17 protein-coding genes are annotated in these 17,225 nt (G+C 67.5%); 9 read left to right on the top strand and 8 right to left on the bottom strand.

All coding sequences use genetic code 11. From position 1 onward, the window contains the following. The first annotated feature begins 10 nt into the window (after positions 1 to 10). Both rtcA and CLM74_RS20830 read left to right on the top strand, forming a co-directional pair. The gene (gene rtcA / locus CLM74_RS20835) at positions 11 to 1,027 is read left to right on the top strand and encodes an RNA 3'-terminal phosphate cyclase (RefSeq protein ID WP_025878045.1); all 1,017 of its coding nucleotides are present in this window, start codon (positions 11 to 13) and stop codon (positions 1,025 to 1,027) included. Positions 1,028 to 1,219: 192 nt separating this feature from the next. Beyond that, on the top strand, positions 1,220 to 1,666 hold the full coding sequence (locus CLM74_RS20830; protein ID WP_025878044.1) for a universal stress protein: 447 nt from the start codon (positions 1,220 to 1,222) through the stop codon (positions 1,664 to 1,666). 102 nt (positions 1,667 to 1,768) lie between these two features. Here the strand turns inward: CLM74_RS20830 and CLM74_RS20825 are convergent, their stop codons facing one another. Together CLM74_RS20825 and CLM74_RS20820 are read right to left on the bottom strand one after the other, a co-directional pair. Next, the gene (locus CLM74_RS20825) at positions 1,769 to 2,026 is read right to left on the bottom strand and encodes a hypothetical protein (RefSeq protein WP_105164866.1); all 258 of its coding nucleotides are present in this window, start codon (positions 2,024 to 2,026) and stop codon (positions 1,769 to 1,771) included. Positions 2,027 to 2,212: 186 nt separating this feature from the next. Beyond that, positions 2,213 to 2,497 carry a DUF2782 domain-containing protein gene (locus CLM74_RS20820; protein ID WP_025878043.1) on the bottom strand — a complete coding sequence of 95 codons (285 nt, stop codon included), beginning with the start codon at positions 2,495 to 2,497 and terminating at the stop codon, positions 2,213 to 2,215. A gap of 97 nt (positions 2,498 to 2,594) precedes the next feature. On the opposite strand from CLM74_RS20820, the gene polA reads away from it, so the two are divergent. After that, a complete protein-coding gene (gene polA / locus CLM74_RS20815; RefSeq protein ID WP_105164865.1) occupies positions 2,595 to 5,369 on the top strand; it encodes a DNA polymerase I in 2,775 nt (924 codons plus the stop codon). A 315-nt stretch (positions 5,370 to 5,684) separates the two neighbouring features. Next, positions 5,685 to 6,167 carry a YetF domain-containing protein gene (locus tag CLM74_RS20810; RefSeq protein ID WP_025878041.1) on the top strand — a complete coding sequence of 161 codons (483 nt, stop codon included), beginning with the start codon at positions 5,685 to 5,687 and terminating at the stop codon, positions 6,165 to 6,167. 96 nt (positions 6,168 to 6,263) lie between these two features. Here the strand turns inward: CLM74_RS20810 and hemF are convergent, their stop codons facing one another. The 6 genes from hemF to CLM74_RS20780 are packed head-to-tail and all read right to left on the bottom strand — an operon-like array spanning position 6,264 to position 13,007. Beyond that, complete coding sequence (gene hemF, locus CLM74_RS20805; RefSeq protein ID WP_025878040.1) at positions 6,264 to 7,160, bottom strand: oxygen-dependent coproporphyrinogen oxidase; 897 nt, start codon at positions 7,158 to 7,160, stop codon at positions 6,264 to 6,266. A 10-nt stretch (positions 7,161 to 7,170) separates the two neighbouring features. After that, entirely contained in the window at positions 7,171 to 8,352 is a 1,182-nt protein-coding gene (locus CLM74_RS20800; protein WP_105164864.1) for a hypothetical protein, read from the bottom strand. A 41-nt stretch (positions 8,353 to 8,393) separates the two neighbouring features. Further along, complete coding sequence (locus CLM74_RS20795) at positions 8,394 to 9,587, bottom strand: hypothetical protein (RefSeq protein WP_158684180.1); 1,194 nt, start codon at positions 9,585 to 9,587, stop codon at positions 8,394 to 8,396. Positions 9,588 to 9,624: 37 nt separating this feature from the next. Continuing rightward, positions 9,625 to 10,188 carry a hypothetical protein gene (locus CLM74_RS20790; protein ID WP_105164862.1) on the bottom strand — a complete coding sequence of 188 codons (564 nt, stop codon included), beginning with the start codon at positions 10,186 to 10,188 and terminating at the stop codon, positions 9,625 to 9,627. 30 nt (positions 10,189 to 10,218) lie between these two features. Continuing rightward, positions 10,219 to 10,638, bottom strand: a complete 420-nt coding sequence (locus CLM74_RS20785; RefSeq protein WP_032976796.1) for an NUDIX domain-containing protein — start codon at positions 10,636 to 10,638, stop codon at positions 10,219 to 10,221. Then, positions 10,635 to 13,007: a S9 family peptidase gene (locus tag CLM74_RS20780; protein WP_105164861.1), complete on the bottom strand. Its 2,373-nt coding sequence runs from the start codon at positions 13,005 to 13,007 to the stop codon at positions 10,635 to 10,637. Before CLM74_RS20780 ends, CLM74_RS20785 begins: the two co-directional genes overlap by 4 nt. A 166-nt stretch (positions 13,008 to 13,173) precedes the next feature. On the opposite strand from CLM74_RS20780, the gene CLM74_RS20775 reads away from it, so the two are divergent. The 5 genes from CLM74_RS20775 to cydB all read left to right on the top strand — a co-directional run bounded on the left by CLM74_RS20775 (position 13,174) and on the right by cydB (position 17,034). Then, on the top strand, positions 13,174 to 13,503 hold the full coding sequence (locus CLM74_RS20775) for a hypothetical protein (RefSeq protein ID WP_025878030.1): 330 nt from the start codon (positions 13,174 to 13,176) through the stop codon (positions 13,501 to 13,503). 37 nt (positions 13,504 to 13,540) lie between these two features. Then, positions 13,541 to 14,185 (top strand): sigma-70 family RNA polymerase sigma factor, encoded by a 645-nt coding sequence (locus CLM74_RS20770; RefSeq protein ID WP_105164860.1) that lies wholly within the window; start codon positions 13,541 to 13,543, stop codon positions 14,183 to 14,185. Then, a complete protein-coding gene (locus tag CLM74_RS20765; RefSeq protein ID WP_080149569.1) occupies positions 14,182 to 14,397 on the top strand; it encodes a hypothetical protein in 216 nt (71 codons plus the stop codon). The genes CLM74_RS20770 and CLM74_RS20765 overlap by 4 nt, the downstream gene beginning before the upstream one ends. 224 nt (positions 14,398 to 14,621) lie before the next feature. Next, the gene (locus tag CLM74_RS20760; protein ID WP_099844137.1) at positions 14,622 to 16,019 is read left to right on the top strand and encodes a cytochrome ubiquinol oxidase subunit I; all 1,398 of its coding nucleotides are present in this window, start codon (positions 14,622 to 14,624) and stop codon (positions 16,017 to 16,019) included. 1 nt (position 16,020) lies between these two features. Next, positions 16,021 to 17,034 carry a cytochrome d ubiquinol oxidase subunit II gene (gene cydB, locus CLM74_RS20755; protein ID WP_088101877.1) on the top strand — a complete coding sequence of 338 codons (1,014 nt, stop codon included), beginning with the start codon at positions 16,021 to 16,023 and terminating at the stop codon, positions 17,032 to 17,034. Positions 17,035 to 17,225: the final 191 nt, after the last annotated feature.

Raw genomic sequence — 17,225 nt, 5'->3', positions numbered from 1 at the left:
GAACAGACAGATGGACATGATTGAACTGGATGGCGGGCACGGAGGCGGACAGCTGCTGCGCTCGGCACTGACCCTGAGCCTGTGCACCGGCACCGGCTTCACGCTGCACAACATCCGCGCGATCCGGCGCAAGCCGGGGTTGATGCGCCAGCACCTGACCGCGGTGAACGCTGCGGCGCGGGTCGGCAACGCCTGTGTGCACGGTGCAGAACTGGGCGCTACCTCGTTGCGCTTCGAGCCGGGGCGGGTGAGCGCCGGCACCTACCACTTCGCGACCGGCAGCGCCGGCTCGGCAACGCTGGTGCTACAGACCGTGCTGCCCGCGCTGTGGCGCGCGCAGGGGCCGTCGCAGCTGCGCCTGGAAGGCGGTACCCACAATCCGCTGGCACCCAGCGCGGATTTCATCGCGCAAAGCTATCTGCCGGCGCTGGGCCGGATGGGCGTGCAGGCGTCGATGCAGCTGCTGCAGCACGGTTTCCATCCAGCCGGTGGCGGCGTGATGGAGGTGCAGGTGCAGCCGTGCGCGGCGTTGCAGCCGCCGTCGTTGGAGGTGCGTGCACCGTTGCAGGCGATCGAGGCACAGGTGCTGATGTCCGGCCTGTCCAGCGGCATCGGCCTGCGCGAACTGCAGGTACTGGCCGAGACGCTGGGCGTGGACCCGCACCCGCGCAACGTGCAGTCGATACGGCCGGCGCTGGGACCGGGCAACGTCGCCCTGGTGCGCGTGCGTCATGGTGATCACGTGGAGGTGTTCAGCGGCCACGGCGAGCGCAGTGTCTCCGCCGAGCAGGTCGGGGCGCGCCTGGCCGGACAGGTCAAGCAGTACCTGGACGGGACCGGTGCTGTTGGCGAGTACCTGTCCGACCAGTTGCTGCTGCCGATGGCGCTGGCAGGCGGCGGTGCGTTCACCACCCACGTGCTGAGCGATCACCTGGTCAGCAATGCGCGGTTGATCGAGAAGTTCCTGCCGGTGGAATTCGACTGGCAGCCGCACGACGGTGGCTGGCGGGTGACGGTGCAGGCCTGAGTGCCCGCCGGGCGTGGCCCGGCGCTACCGGAGCATCCCAGCCGTCTGTCGATCCTGGGCGCGTCGGCCGATCATGCCGCGCTGCGCAGGCATCGCTGCGCGCTGCCGGATTGATCCTGCGCAAGGCACGATCTCCACACAGGCTGTGTAATGGTGTCGTTCCCACTGGCTGGATCACCGCGGAGCCCCACCATGTACAAGCGCATCCTGATCGCCACCGATGGCTCGGAGCTGGCCGACAAGGGCCTGGCCAAGGGCCTGGAGCTGGCCAAGGACCTCAACGCCGAGGTCGACATCGTCACCGTCTCCGAGCCTTGGGCCGTCGGCATGTACGACGCCATGGGCTGGAGCGTGGGCTACATGAACAGCCCGGAGTACAAGGCCGACCGCGAGGAAGGCGCGCAGAAGGTGCTGCAGCCGGCCCTGGCCAAGGCGGCCGAGCAGGGCATCACCGCCAATCCGGTGCATGTGCTGGACCGCTACGCGGCCGACGGCATCATCGAGACGGCGGGCCAGCGCAACAGCGATCTGATCGTAATGACCTCGCACGGCCGCCGCGGCGTCACCCGTGTGCTGCTGGGCAGCCAGACCGCCGAGGTGCTGGCGCGCAGCACGCTGCCGGTGCTGGTCATCCGCTGATACGGAAGCGTTCCCGGGGAGGGGACCCGACGCCGGCCGCAGGATGCGCGCCGGCGTTGTTTTTTATCGGCGGCCCGAAGAGCATCCACGCATGGCGTGGATCTACTCCAGTTCACCGTCAAAGGTCCACGCCATGCGTGGATGGGGCCACCGCAATGCCAGTAGATCCACGCCATGCGTGGATAGGGCCACCGCAATGCCCAGTAGATCCACGCCATGCGTGGATAGGGCCACCGCAATGCCCAGTAGATCCACGCCATGCGTGGATAGGGCCACCGCAATGCCCAGTAGATCCACGCCATGCGTGGATAGGGCCACCGCAATGCCCAGTAGATCCACGCCATGCGTGGATAGGGCCACCGCAATGCCAGTAGATCCACGCCATGCGTTGATAGGGCCACCGCAACGCCCAGTAGATCCACGCCATGCGTGGATAGGGCCACCGCAATGCCCAGTAGATCCACGCCATGCGTGGATAGGGCCGTGCCGATCGCCTTGATGGGGTCAGAGCCCTTTCCTGTGGAAAGGGATCCGACCCCGGCCACATCACCAGCTGTACAGCTTCCAGTACACCGGCGACACGCCATCCTTGTCATTGTCGAAGCGGCCATCGCCGTTCTTGTCATACATGTAGAACGGGGCGCCGCGTGCCGGCGTCACCTTGACCATGCGCAACTGGCCGGACACCCGGTATTCCTCGATGGTGTCGCCGTTGTCCATCGTGCGCTTGGAAACATCGGCGCCCTTGACGTCCACCGGGGGAGCGCCCGCGCCGCCCATGCTGGCGCAGCCAGCAAGCAGGAGCAGGGAAGCCAGCATCAGGGTCTTCATCGGCGGGGCCTTTGCCTGGAAAGAGCCTTGATTATGCCCCAACGCCGCGTCGCTGCCGTGTCGCCGCGATGCAGGAACAGGCGCGTAGAATCGACACATGAGCAGATTAGTCCTGATCGACGGGTCCAGTTACCTGTACCGCGCGTTCCACGCGCTGCCGCCCCTGTCCAATGCACAGGGTGAGCCCACCGGCGCGCTGTTCGGCGTGGTCAACATGCTGCGCTCGACGCTGAAGGAGCGCCCGGCCTACGTCGCCTTCGTCGTCGATGCCCCCGGCAAGACCTTCCGCGATGACCTGTACGACCAGTACAAGGCCAACCGCCCGCCGATGCCCGATGAACTGCGCAGCCAGGTCGAACCGATGTGCCGCATCGTCGAAGCGCTGGGCATCAGCATCCTGCGCATCGACGGCGTGGAGGCCGATGATGTGATCGGCACCCTGGCCCTGCAGGGCGTGGCACAGGACCTGAAGGTCACCATCTCGACCGGCGACAAGGATTTCGCGCAGCTGGTCCGGCCGGGCATCGAACTGGTCAACACCATGACCGGCAGCCGCATGGATTCGGACGCGGCGGTGATGGACAAGTTCGGCGTGCGCGCCGACCAGATCGTCGACCTGCTGGCGCTGATGGGCGATACCGTGGACAACGTGCCCGGCGTGGAGAAGTGCGGGCCGAAGACGGCCGCCAAGTGGCTGGCCGAATACCAGCATCTGGACGGGGTGATGGCAGCGGCGCCGACCATGAAGGGCAAGATCGGCGAAAACCTGCGCGCCGCGCTGGAGCGCCTGCCGCTGAACAAGGAGCTGGTGACCATCCGCACCGACGTCGCGCTGGACGCCAGCCCGACCACGCTGGCCCTGCGCGATCCGGATGTGCCCACCCTGGGCGAGCTGTACCTGCGTTACGGCTTCACCCAGGCGTTGAAGGAGCTGGGCGGGCCGGTACCGGCGCCTGCAGTGGCCAACGACGCGACGCCGAGCCTGCGTGGCACCGCGGCCGGCTTTGCCCGTGGCAGCGCCGAAGCGCCGCCCGTTGGCGAGCTCGATCCGGCGCTGTCGGCGCCCGGCGAGTACGAGACCGTGCTGACCACCGAGCAGCTGCAGGCCTGGGTCGCGCGCGTGCAGCAGGCTGACCTGATCAGCTTCGACACCGAGACCGACGCACTGGATGCGATGCGTGCGCGCCTGATCGGCATCAGCCTGGCGGTGGAGCCGGGCAAGGCCGCCTACATCCCGGTCGGCCACGATTATCCCGGCGCGCCGGCACAGTTGCCGCTGGCACAGGTGCTCGATGCGCTGCGGCCGGTGCTGCAGGACCCGGCGAAGAAGAAGCTGGGCCAGCATGGCAAGTACGACCTGCACGTGCTGCGCCGCCATGGCGTGGACGTGCAGGGCTACCACGACGACACCATGCTTGAGAGCTTCGTGCTCAATTCCACCGCCACCCGCCACGACATGGATTCGCTGGCCCTGCGTTACCTGGGCTACAGCACCATCAAGTTCGAGGACGTGGCAGGCAAGGGCGCCAAGCAGATTTCGTTCTCGCAGGTGGGCATCGACGAGGCCGGCCGCTACGCCGCCGAAGACGCCGACATCACCCTGCGCCTGCACCACGCGCTGCAGCCGCAGCTGCTGGCCGAACCGACCCTGGACAGCGTGTACCGCAGCATCGAGATGCCGCTGGTGCCGGTGCTGGCCAGCATCGAAGCCAATGGCGTGCGGATCGACACCGACGAACTGCGCCGGCAGAGCCAGGACCTGTCCTCGCGCATGCTGGCCGCGCAGCAGAAGGCCACCGAACTGGCCGGGCGCAGCTTCAACCTGGATTCGCCCAAGCAGCTGCAGGCGGTGCTGTTCGACGAGCTGAAGCTGCCGGCGGTGGTGAAGACCCCCAAGGGCCAGCCCAGCACCAATGAAGAGGCGCTGGAGGCGATTGCCGAGCAGCACGAGCTGCCCCGGGTGATCCTCGAGTACCGTGGCCTGGCCAAACTGCGCAGCACCTATACCGACAAGCTGCCGGAGATGGTCAACTCCGAAACCGGCCGGGTGCACACCAGCTACCACCAGTCCGGCGCCGCCACCGGCCGCCTGTCCTCGTCCGATCCGAACCTGCAGAACATCCCGATCCGCACCGAGGATGGCCGCCGCATCCGCCGTGCGTTCATCGCCCCGGAAGGCTTCCAGCTGCTGGCGGCCGACTATTCGCAGATCGAGCTGCGGATCATGGCCCACCTGTCCGGAGACCCGGGCCTGGTGCGGGCCTTCGAGCAGGGCGCCGACGTGCATCGCGCCACCGCCGCCGAGGTGTTCGGCCGCACCCTGGAAGAAGTGACCAGCAACGAGCGTCGCGCTGCCAAGGCGATCAACTTCGGCCTGATGTACGGCATGAGTGCGTTCGGACTGGCCCGCAACCTCGGCATCGACCGCGGCCAAGCGCAGGATTACGTGGCGCTGTACTTCAGCCGCTATCCGGGCGTGCGTGACTTCATGGAGCGCATGCGCGAGCAGGCCCGCGAGCAGGGCTACGTGGAGACCCTGTTCGGTCGCCGGCTGTACCTGAACGACATTCATGCACGTAACCAGGGCCTGCGTGCTGGCGCTGAACGTGCGGCGATCAATGCACCGATGCAGGGCACCGCCGCCGACATCATCAAGCGCGCCATGGTCGATGTGGACAAATGGCTGCGTGACAGCGGCGCACCGGCGCGGATGATCCTGCAGGTGCACGATGAACTGGTGTTCGAAGCCGAGGCCGGTTTCATCGAAGAACTGCGTAGCAATGTCGTGCAGCGCATGTCGCAAGCGGCACAATTGCGGGTGCCGTTGGTGGTCGATACCGGTACTGGCAGCAATTGGGATGAGGCGCACTGAGTCGCATTCAGGCCGAAAACGCCGTGAATTCGTTCATTTGCATGATATTTCTGACTCAAACATGAATGTTTCCCTGATGGGTGCTTATTAAATTGGGCCCCTTCACGAACCGTTAGTGTTCGGAGTGCTTCTATAACTCCCGACAGGCGCAATGCCTGTCGTGGATCTCTCCCATCCCCTGGAGCAGATCTCGGAACGGGGGCTCCTCCCCAAGCGCCCGTTCCCCGGCCCCGTTGACCTCCCCCTGGTCAGCGGGGCTTTTTATTTGTGCGCTGCTGCGCCACGCTGGGCCACCGCCCAGCAGGGAAACCCGCAATGCCCGATCTGTTCGACTTGGCGATGCCGTGGTGGGAATTCATCCTGCGCGCGGTGGTGGTCTACGCAGTCGTGCTGGGCATGGTCCGGCTCAGCGGCAAGCGCGCGCTGGGACAGGTCACCCCGTTCGACGTGCTGCTGATCGTGCTGCTGGGCAATGCGGTGCAGAACGCATTGCTGGGCACCGACACCTCGCTGGCCGGCGGCCTGCTGCTGGCCGCCACGCTGATCCTGCTGAACTATGGCGTAGGCTGGATCACCGCCCGCAGCCGCCGCATGGAACGGCTGATCGAGGGCGAACCGGTGGTGATCGCGCGCAACGGCAAGCTCTTCGACAGTGTGCTGCGGCGCGAGCTGGTCAGCCGCGCCGATTTCGATGTCGCCATGCGCCAGCAGAGCTGCATCGGCGTGGAAGAAGTGGAACTGGCACTGCTGGAAACCAACGGCCACATCACCATCATTCCCAAGCGCAAGGACGATTGAGCGGATGCGGTCGATATCGAGCTGGCCCGACCGCCTGTCGCCTCGGCCCGGTCCCGGTAGTGGTCGAGCTTGCTCGACCACTGTGGGCGCCACGCATCACACCCAGTCGCGCGGCACCAGGTAATCGGCCAGGCGCGCCTCGGCGCTGCCTTCGTCGGGGCTGAAGCCGTACTCCCAACGCACCCGCGGCGGCAGGCTCATCAGGATGCTCTCGCTGCGCCCGCCACTCTGCAGGCCGAACAGCGTGCCACGGTCGTAGACCAGGTTGAACTCGACGTAGCGGCCGCGGCGGTACAGCTGGAACTCGCGCTCGCGTTCGCCGTAGGGCATGTCCTTGCGCTGCTGCACGATCGGCAGGTAGGCATCGAGGAAGCCATCGCCGACCGCGCGCAGGTAGGCGAAATCGCGTTCGAAATCGCCGTGCAGATCATCGAAGAACAAACCACCCACACCACGCGTCTCATTGCGGTGGCGCAGGAAGAAATACTCATCGCACCAGCGCTTGTGCGCGGCGTAGCGTTCGTCGCCGAACGGTGCACACAGATCGCGCGCCACCCGATGCCAGTGCTGCATGTCCTCGTCGAACGGGTAGAACGGGGTCAGGTCGAAGCCACCGCCGAACCAGCTGGCCACCACCTCGCCGTCGCGCTGGGCCTGGAAGAAGCGCACGTTGGCGTGGGTGGTCGGCACGTAGGGGTTGAGTGGGTGGAACACCAGCGACACACCGGTGGCGCGCCACGAGGCACCGGCCAGTTCCGGCCGGTTGGCCGAGGCCGACGGCGGCAGGCGGCTGCCCGCCACATCGGAAAAGCCGATACCGGCCTGCTCGAACACCGCGCCATCGCGCAGCACGCGGGTGCGGCCACCGCCACCTTCGGCGCGCTGCCACAGATCTTCCTGGAAGCGTGCCCGGCCATCGGCGGATTCGATCGCTGCACAGATGCGGTCCTGCAGGTCGGTGAGGTAGGCGCGAACGCGCTCGAATTCGTTCATGGCGCGTACTTTACCGCAGCGCCGTGCCTGCGCTGGCGCGCGCCCCGCAGGTCGGCGACGAACCATCACGCTGGTAGCGGGCGAAGCGGGCCCAACGGTCGTTGCCGACAAGATCGCCATTGGCCAGCTGCCAGAACACGTGGTCCTCGCCTTCCTCGTTCCGCACCCGGATGGCGCCCGCGCGCATCACCGCCGGCTGCCTGCCGGACGCATCGACTTGGACCTGGGCGTCGTCGCCGAACACCAGGGCGTGGCCCTGCGCCGCATAGCGGCCGCAGGGCAGCTTGGCCACGTCCACGATGACCAGGTCTGCGCTGCTCAGTGCGGCCAAGGGGGCGACGCTGCTGCAGGCCTGCGGGTCCCGACCGATGCTGCAGGCCAGCTGCAGGGCATCGCGGGCCGGCAGCAGGCGCGCCGATGCCCACAGCGCCACGGCCGCGGCATGGCAGGAACTGGCACTGGGATGCTCGCGGCACAGCGTGCTCACCTCGTCCAGCTGCGCTGCCGGTAGCGGCACGTCGCGCGGGATGCTTCGCGCCACCGAGAACGCCCAGGCCGCATCACGGACCCGGCCCACCGCTTCGGCCTGTCTGCATGCTTCTGCGTCGACGTCCGTGCTGCCACGCTGGCATGCCGCAGGTTCAGCAGGCTCCTCGCGATTGCTGGCCAGGGCGATGTCGAGCACCAGGGCATTGCGGGCGTCGCTGCGATAATCCTCGATCAAGCGATTGCAGCCGGCCGGCACGCCTTCACGGCACCACTGCCGCCAGCGCTCGGGTCCGGCCACTGCCATGTCATCCATGCAGCTGGCGATATCGGCGCGGCAGCTGCCCGCTGCGAACACCGGCGACGCCTGGCAGACCGCCGTGCTTTCCAGCGTGTAGTAACGCTCTTCGCCGGCCAGCGCGTGGCCCTCGTCGATGATCTGCAGGGCCTCGATGTCGCCGGTGGCCAGGTTGGCCAGCATCAGCACGTCCTCCAGCTGCTCCAGGTTGTAGGGCTCCGGGGCCGCGCCGGGGATGAGGCGGGAGCCCTGCAATGGGCTTTCCACCGTCAGCCGGGCGCCGCTGTCGGCGTCCTTGAAGGTGCCGCACAGCAGTGGTTGCGCGGATGCTGCCGGGCCGAGCGACAACAGCAGCGCGGCGATCCACCCGCGTGACAGGTGGCCGCGGTGGGCAGTGGAGGGGGGCATGCAGGAACTCCTTGCAGAAACGGTACGTGGAACGATGGTCATCATCGGCGGGCAGACGGTGCGGTATCACGGGTGGGCGCAGCCTTGCAGCGCACAGCACCCGGCTGCCGCTGGTAACGCTGGTAGCCGGTCCAGGCATCCATGCCCAGCAGGTCGCCATTGGCCAGCAGGCGCAGCACATGATCGCTGCCGTGGTCATTGCGCAGATGGATGGCACCGTCCAGCAGTCGCACCTGCGAGCGCTGGCTACCGATCGTCGCGTGGCCATCGTCGCCGAACGCAACCGCATCGATCGTGCCGCCGTCGGCCCGGTACAGGCCACAGGGCGGCTCGGTCGCATTGACCAGGCGCAGCGCGGCACCGAGTGCCTGCAGGGGCTCGACCCGCTCGCATGCGCTGTAGCGACCGCTGTCGCAGACCACCTGCAACGCCTGCACGGCCGCCTGCGGATCGCGCGCATTCAACTGCTGCTCGGCCACTTCGGTGCAGAAGCGGCCAGCGCGCTGCTGCAGGCACAGCTGCTGCAACTGGTCGCGCTGCGCCGCCGGCAGTTCCACCCACGCTGGATCGATGCCACGGGCGAACGCCTGGCCACTGGCCTGTGCCACCGCGGCAGCCAACGCGTCACGACGGGCATCACGGCAGGTCAGCACCTCCTCGCGCTCCGCATCGGTGGTGCAGGGCGCCGGTGCGGCGGTAGCCAGCGCTACGCCCTTGGCAGACGCGGCGGCGAGGAGCGCATCGTCCACGTAGCCCAGCAACAGGCCGCTGCAGGCCGCGCCCACGCCCTGTTGGCAGGCGGTCAGCAGCTGCGGCGGCGTCGCCGCGTGCAGGCGAGCCATGCAGCGGTTCGCATCGGCCAGGCAGCTGCCGGCGGCGTTCACGGCCACCGGCTGGCAGACCGCCGGTGCACGCAGCTGATAGTCCTGCAGCGTGTCGTTGATGCGTCTGCCATCAGCACTGGCAGTGAGCGCTGTTGCCACGCCGTCATCCAGGTTGACCAGCACCAGGCCGTTGCCATCGCGTTCGATCTGCAGCGATTCGAGATCAAAGCCCGTCGCCAGGCGACGGCCCCGGTTGTGTGAGTCGATCACCAGCGCGGCATCATTCTGCGCATTGACGTACCGGCCACATCGCAGCGGCGCGGGCGTGGAAGCGGAGGCTGCGGCCGGCGCCGGCGGGGTGGCCAGCAGCAGCGCAGTGACGACCAGAAACATTCGGAGCAGGGCAGGCATGCGACATCCTTGTCGAAGGCGGAACGCGGGAGGGGAGTCAGCGGAAGCGGCAGCGGATGTCCGGTCGCAGCAGGCGCCAACCCAGCCAGCCCTGCAGCCCCGCGAACAGCACCGAGGTGCCGACCAGTGTCAGGGTGAACAGCACACGCTGCACCTGCAGCTCATGCTGCGCCGTGGGGTCGCTGGCAAGCAGCGCGATCAACACCAGCAGCAGGCGATCCATCCACCAGGCGATCACGAAGTTGGCCAGCGCGCTCAGGCCCAGCATCCACACATAGGCCCACAGGCCCCAGCGTCGCTCGCGCCACAGGCCCCAGCTGGCCAGGGTCGAGATCAGGCAGAGCAGGGCAACCAGCAGCGAGGTGGCCGCCGGGTGTTTGAGCATCCACCACAGGCTGCCGTCGAGCTGCTGTTCCCATGCCAGTGTCACCAGCGTGGTCCAGAACCCGGTACGGGCCAGTACCGCGGCCATCAGCGCCTGCGCGAGGAAATAGAGGGTGACCAGCAGGCTCAGCCAGAACGAGCCCTGCGCCACTGCGCCGACCCAGTTGCTGGGTGGCGGTGGGGCAGGTGCTGGAATCGAGGGAATCGAAGCTGACATCCGTTGTCCGGGTGAGCGATGCCCGCCGGGTCAGCGGGCCGTCGCCAGGGCAGCGACCGCCGGCAGGATATGGTGTTCACTCAAGGGTGCCAAGGGCTGGCCGTGCGGCGGCTGCAGCGGCACCCAGGCCAGTTCGGCGATCTCAGCACGCGCGCACGGCTCACCTTCGATCCACACCCGCCAGGCCTGCGCCTGCACGCGATGGCCGGGCTCGTTCACCGCCCAGTCCTCGAAACTCCCGAGTGCGATGGCCGAAGCGGTGTGCAGCCGTACGCCCAGTTCCTCGTCCAGTTCGCGAGCCAGTGCCTGCAGGGGTGCCTCGCCCGGGTCGGGCTTGCCGCCTGGCTGGATGAAGCGGCTGGCACCGTGCTTGCGCACCACCAGTGCCCGGCCACGGTCATCGAGGATGACCGCGGCCACGATGTGGATCGTGGCCGCGGCAGCACTCACTTCAGGTTCTGCTCGAACAGCTTGAGGATGCGCTTGTACTGGTCCAGCCAGGAATCGGCACGCACGTAGCCATGGCGCTCCAGCGGGTACGGCGCGATCGACCAGTTGTCCTTGTGCAGCTCGATCAGGCGCTGGGTCAGGTTCACCGAATCCTGGAAGAACACGTTGTCGTCCATCATGCCGTGGGCGATCAGCAGGTTGTCCTGCAGGTTCTGTGCGTACTCGATCGGCGAGGACACGCGGTACGCCTCCGGATCGATGTCCGGGGTGTTGAGGATGTTGCTGGTGTAGCCGTGGTTGTACTGGTGCCAGTCGACCACCGGGCGCAGCGCGGCGCCGGCCTTGAACGTGCCCGGCGAGCGGAACAGGGCCATGAAGGTCATGAAGCCGCCGTAGGAGCCGCCGTAGATGCCGGCGTGGTCACGGTCACCCTGCTGGGTGTCGACCAGCCAGTCCAGGCCGTCCTTGTAGTCTTCCAGCTCCGGGTGGCCCATGTTGCGGTAGATCGCCGTGCGCCAGTCGCGGCCATAGCCTTCGCTGCCGCGGTAGTCCATGTCCAGCACGATGTAGCCCTTCTGCACCAGCAGGTTGTGGAACATCTGCTCGCGGAAGTAGGCCGGGTAGCGCTGGTGCACGTTCTGCAGGTAGCCGGCACCGTGCACGAACATCACGATCGGGTACTTCTTGCCGGGTTCCTTGTTTTCCGGCTCGTAGTACTTGGCCCAGACCACGCCGGCGCCATGCTTGGACGGCACCGCCACCAGCTTCGGCTGGATCCACTGGCGCGCCTTGTACTCGGCGGTACGGGTATCGGTCAGCACGCGCGCCTGGCCAGTGCCGGTACTCGGCACCACCGCCAGCTGCGCCGGCAGGTAGGCGCCGGAATAGCGCACCAGCAGCTGCTGGCCGTCCGGCGACAGCGAGAAATCTTCCACGCCATTGAGGCTGGTCAGCTCGCGCACCTGGCGGGCAGCGGTATCGACCGCGCAGACTTCGTAGTCATGCGGGGCCTGCTGGTTGCACAGGAAGTAGAAGCCCTTGCCGTCGGCCGACAGCACCGGCGCCGAGGTTTCCCACTTGCCGCTGGTCAGCGCCTGCGGCTTGCCGCCACCGGCCTGGGTGTACAGGTGCGAGAAGCCGGATTCCTCGGACAGCAGCCACAGCGTGCGGCCATCGGCCATCCAGCCGAAATCGTTGAAGCCCCAGTTGATCCAGGCGTTGTCGGTCAGCCGGTGGCGGTTCTGCACGCGGCCGTCGGCGGCAGCAACGCTGACGATCCAGCGGTCCTTGTTGTCGTTGGCGCGCAGCATCACCGCGGCCTGCTGGCCGTCAGCGCTCCAGCGGATGCCACCGCCCATGAAGTCGCTCATCACCTGCACGCTGCGGTCGCCCTTCAGCGCGTCCTTGCCGGCCTTGCGGCGCAGCTCGGCCAGCGGATCGGTGCCGATGCCCGGCAGGCTGGACAGCGACAGCTTCTCGGCCTTGCCGCTGCGTACATCCACGAACCACAGGGTGTGCGGCTCGAAGCCGTTGCGGCCGACGCGCTGACGGGTGTCCTCGGTTTCTTCATAGCCCGACTCGGTCACGTACAGCGGCATCTTGCCGCCGCGGCCGTCATCGAAGTCCTTCGGCTTGGTGGTCACGATCAGGTGGCCCAGGTCCGGCGACAGCACGCTGTCGACGATCTCCACGTCGGCACCCAGGAACACCGGACCCGGTGCGCGGGTCGGGTCGGCCTGGCGCCAGCGCTGGTCCTGGTCCTTCAGCGCCTCGCGCTGTTCGCGGTCGCGGCGCAGGGTTTCCAGCGTGCGCAGCTGCTGGTCGCGCAGCACGTCGGCCTTCGGCGGCGTGCTGGGATCCTTTTCGGCTTTCAGGCTGGCCACCTGCTGCACGCCGCTGGCGGCGGTCCAGTGGAACCAGTTCTGGCCGACGCGCCAGATCACGCCATTGTCGGCGGCGAAGTTCACGCCGCTGGCGCGCTCGTTGCTGCGGGTCAGCTGGGTCAGTGCGCCGCTGCGCAGGTCGCGCACGAACACGTCGCCGTTGCGCACGAACGCGCTGCGCGTGCGGCTGCGGTCGTACACCGGATCGGCCACGTCCAGGCTGCCGCGCTGGTCATCGGCCACCTGCGCGGCCACGCCACCGGCGATCGGCTGGCGGAAGGTGTCGCGCACCGGGCTGCCGTTGCGCTTGAGCTGGTACTCCACCTGCTGGCTGTTCCACGACCACCAGGCCTTCTCCACCGGCGGACCGATCCAGTCCGGGTCGGCCATGGCCTGTTCGATGGTGATCGGTGTCGGCGCAGCCTGCGCGGCCGGAGCGGCCAGCACGGCAGACAGCAGGAGGGACAGGGGCAGCACTCGGGACATGGGCGGACGGCACCAGAAGAGGAAACCGGGCAAGCGTAGCAGCCGTCCCGGCCCCGGGCAGGGGCCACAGGTCATGGCAGCGGAATCGGCAAAGCGGTGCAACCGGTCGGCAGGGCCGCGCATCCAATCTCCTGAACCCGCATCATCTACCGGACAGGAGCACGACATGCAGGAACTCATCCCGATCACCCTCTTCATCTGCATCGCCTATGCGATCCATGCCATCGCCGATGCGCGTGCGCGCAGCAAGCTGGTGGCACCGCACGTACCGGAAGAGGTGATCCGCTCGCTGGCGGTGCTGGAAGAGGAACGCCGCCGCCAGGGCGCGCTGCGCTGGGGCATCAGCCTGGTCTGCCTGGCGTTGGCCATGGCGCTGCTGGAGGCCATCGGTGCACGCGACCTGACGTTCGGCGCAGCTGCCGCGCTGGTCGGCAGCGCAGGGCTGGGCCAGCTGCTGGCTTGGCACTTCACCCGCCCCGCCACGCGCAAGGGCTGAGCCGGCGCATGCTGCGGGCACAAGGGGCGCCCCCCGCATGAGCCTTCTGGGGGGAGCACTGGCTGCACTGCGGGGGCGGCGGCGCAATGTCCCCGTGGAGGAGCCCTCTGCGTGGTCGGACGACCGCGCCCTGGTGGGCGCGATCATCGACGGCTCGCAAGCGGCCTTCGCGCAGTTGGTGGAAACACATCAGCGCACCTGCGCGCATGTGATCGGGCGCATGGTCGGCGACCGCGACCAGGTGGCCGACCTGCTGCAGGAAACCTTCCTGGCCGTGTTCCGCCAGCTGCACCGGTTCCGTTTTGAATCTTCGTTGCGGACCTGGATTTCGCGCGTGGCCTACACCACCGCGCTGCAGCACCTGCGGCGGCGGCGACTGGAAGCGCAGTGGATGGTGGCGGTGGAGGTACCTGAAGAGCTGGGTATCGGCGATGAAGGGCCGGGCCCGGCCGAACTCAGTGAGGCGCTGCAGGCCGGCCGGCAACTGGGCGTGGCGCTGGAGCGGTTGAGTGCGCCGCAGCGCCTGATCGTCGGCCTGCACTACCTGGAGGATTTCGATCTGGCCGAGATCGAGCAGGTGACCGGGCTGGCCCGGGGTACCATCAAGAGCCACCTGCACCGTGCGCGCCAGGTCCTGAAACAGGAGCTGGTGAAGCACGCCACCGCCGGAGAACTGTTGTGAGCCGACCAACCGATTCCCGCGAACCCGACGAGCGTGCGCTCTCGCAGGCCTTGCATGAACAGGTAAGGCAGGACGACGTGCCGGATGTGAGCGAAGCGCTGCAGAAGCGGATTGCGTCCGAGTCGCGCGACAGCAGCGTGGGCTATGCGGTGGTGCAGATCGTGTTGCTGGGCGCGTTGCTGGCGATGGGCGTCTGGTATTTCTGGCGGTGAACGCCCCGCCGGGCATGGCCCGGCGCTACCGCGTGAATCAGCGCCCCGCCGGGCATGGCTCGGAGCCACCAATGATGAAATGACGTGTAGCGCCGGGCCATGCCCGGCGGCTTCCACGCACCCTGCGACAAAGTGAAGCAGCGCGTCACCCGGTCGCATCCCGGCTTAACGATATCCCCCTAAAGTGGTCTGGTATCCCACCGGCACCTGGCAGGAGGCGTCCCTTGGACGCGTTGTTGTTGTCGCGGATCCAGTTCGGATTCGTCATCAGTTTCCACGTACTGTTCCCGGCCTTCACCATCGGCACGGCCAGCTGGCTGGCCTTCATCGAATGGCGCTGGCTGCGCACGAAATTGCCCGTCTGGCGCGAGCTGTATTTCTTCTGGCAGAAGATCTTCGCGGTGTCCTTCGGCATGGGCGTGGTCAGCGGCATCGTCATGGCCTTCCAGTTCGGCACCAACTGGCCGCGGCTGAGCGAAGTGGCCGGTACGGTGATCGGACCGCTGCTGACCTACGAAGTGCTGACCGCGTTCTTCCTCGAAGCCAGCTTCCTCGGCGTGATGATGTTCGGCTGGGGCCGGGTGTCGCCGCGCCTGCATTTCCTGTCCACCTGCATGGTGGCGCTGGGCACGCTGTTCTCTACCTTCTGGATCCTCTCGTCCAACAGCTGGCTGCATACGCCGGCCGGCTACGAGATGGTCAACGGCATCGTGCACCCCGTCGACTGGTGGCAGGTGGTGTTCAATCCGTCCTTCCCGTACCGGCTGGCGCACATGGCGCTGGGTTCGTTCATCACCACCTGTTTCGTGATCGGTGGTGTGGGCGCGTGGTATCTGCGCAGGGGAACGCACGTGGAAGCGGGGCGGCGGATGCTGATCGCGGCGGTGGCGTTCGCGGCGCTGACCGTGCCGGTGCAGATCTTCGTCGGCGACATGCATGGCCTGAACACGCTCAAGCACCAGCCGATGAAGATCGCGGCGATGGAAGCGCACTGGCATGAGACCAAGGAGGGCGAGGGCGTGCCGCTGGTGGTGTTCGCGCTGCCCAACGAGAAGGAGGAGCGCAACGATTTCGAGGTGGCCATTCCCAAGCTCGGCAGCGTGATCCTCACCCACAGCCTGGACGGTACGTTCGATCCGCTGACGTCGGTGCCGGCCAGCGAACGGCCGCCGGTGACGCCGGTGTTCTTCGCCTTCCGCATCATGGTCGGGCTGGGCACGCTGATGCTGGTGCTGGCCTGGGTCTCGGCCTTCCAGCTGTGGCGGAAGAAGCTGCTGGCCTCGCCGTGGCTGCTGCGTGGCTGGAACTGGATGCTGCCCAGCGGCTTCATCGCGCTGCTGTCGGGCTGGTTCGTCACCGAAATGGGGCGGCAGCCGTGGGTGGTCTATGGCGTGCTGCGTACCGCCGATGCCGTTGGCCCGCAGAGTGCATGGATGACCGCGCTGTCGCTGGGTGTCTATGTGATCGGCTATGCCTTCGTGTTCGGCTGGGGCATCTGGTACCTGGTGAAGATCCTGCGCCACGGCCCGCAGCCGTACGACGAAGGCCCGTCGCTGGACCATGGCAGCCACACCCCGGCGCGGCCGCTGTCGGCCGCCGACGAGCCGCTGGAGGAGCGCTGACATGGACCTGATGACCTGGCTGCCGGTGGCATGGTTCGCGGTGATCGGCTTCGGCGTGCTGATGTACGTGGTGCTGGACGGCTTCGTGCTCGGCATCGGCATCCTCGCTCCGTTCGCCGAGGACGAGGAACAGCTGGACCTGATGATGAACACCGCCGCGCCGATCTGGGACGGCAACGAGACCTGGCTGGTGCTCGGCGGCGCCGGCCTGATGGCCGCCTTCCCGAAGGCGTATGCCGTACTGCTGTCGGCGCTGTACCTGCCGGTGCTGCTGCTGGTGGTGGCGCTGGTGTTCCGTGGCGTGGCCTTCGAGTTCCGCTTCAAGGCGCACCGTTCACGGCGGCTGTGGAGCGTGGCGTTCGGCCTCGGTTCGCTGCTGGCCACCTTTGCCCAGGGCGTGATCCTCGGCACGCTGGTGCAGGGCCTGCCGCTGGTCGATGGCGTGTACCAGGGCGGCGCGTTCGGCTGGTTCAGCCCGTTCGCGATGCTGACCGGTGCCGCGCTGGTAGCCGGCTACGCACTGCTGGGCAGCACCTGGCTGATCCTGAAGACCGAAGGCCGCGTGCAGGCGCTGGCCCGGCAGATGACCCGCCCGCTGGTGGTGGCGGTGATCGCGGCAATGGGCCTGGTCAGCAGCTGGCTGCCGTTCCTGCAGTCGCGGCTGATGGACCGCTGGTTCAGCGACGGCAACTTCTGGTGGCTGTCGCCGGTGCCGCTGCTGACCTTGGCGGTGGCCATCGCGCTGTGGCGCAGCGCCACCCATCCGCGTCGCGACCTGCCGCCGTTCCTGCTCAGCCTGGCCTTGTTCGTGCTCGGCTTCGCTGGCCTGGTGCTGGGCATGTGGCCGTACCTGCTGCCGCCGTCGATGACGCTGTGGCAGGCCGCCGCGCCGGCCTCGTCGCTGGGCTTCACCCTGGTGGGGCTGGTGGTGCTGCTGCCGGTGATCCTGGGCTACACGGCATGGTCCTACCGGGTGTTCCGCGGCAAGGTACGCGCCGACGCCAGCTACCACTGAACCGGCTCGCTGGATCGGTCCATGCGGGGGGCGGTCGCTGACCGCTCCCCGTTGTGCTTTGTGAAACATGTCATCCCTGTGTCGGACGTGCTAGCGTGCGCTCCTTTCCGGCAGCCAGGGGGGCAGCCGGCGACGTCCTGGACGGATGCATGGCTGCAGGAATGGGGGGCAGCCGCGTGTCGCCGTAATGG

Source organism: Stenotrophomonas sp. MYb57 (genome assembly GCF_002966815.1).
Taxonomy (GTDB): Bacteria; Pseudomonadota; Gammaproteobacteria; order Xanthomonadales; family Xanthomonadaceae; genus Stenotrophomonas; species Stenotrophomonas indicatrix.
Note: the sequence above shows the minus strand (reverse complement) of the source record. Positions and strands in the feature narration are given on the sequence as shown.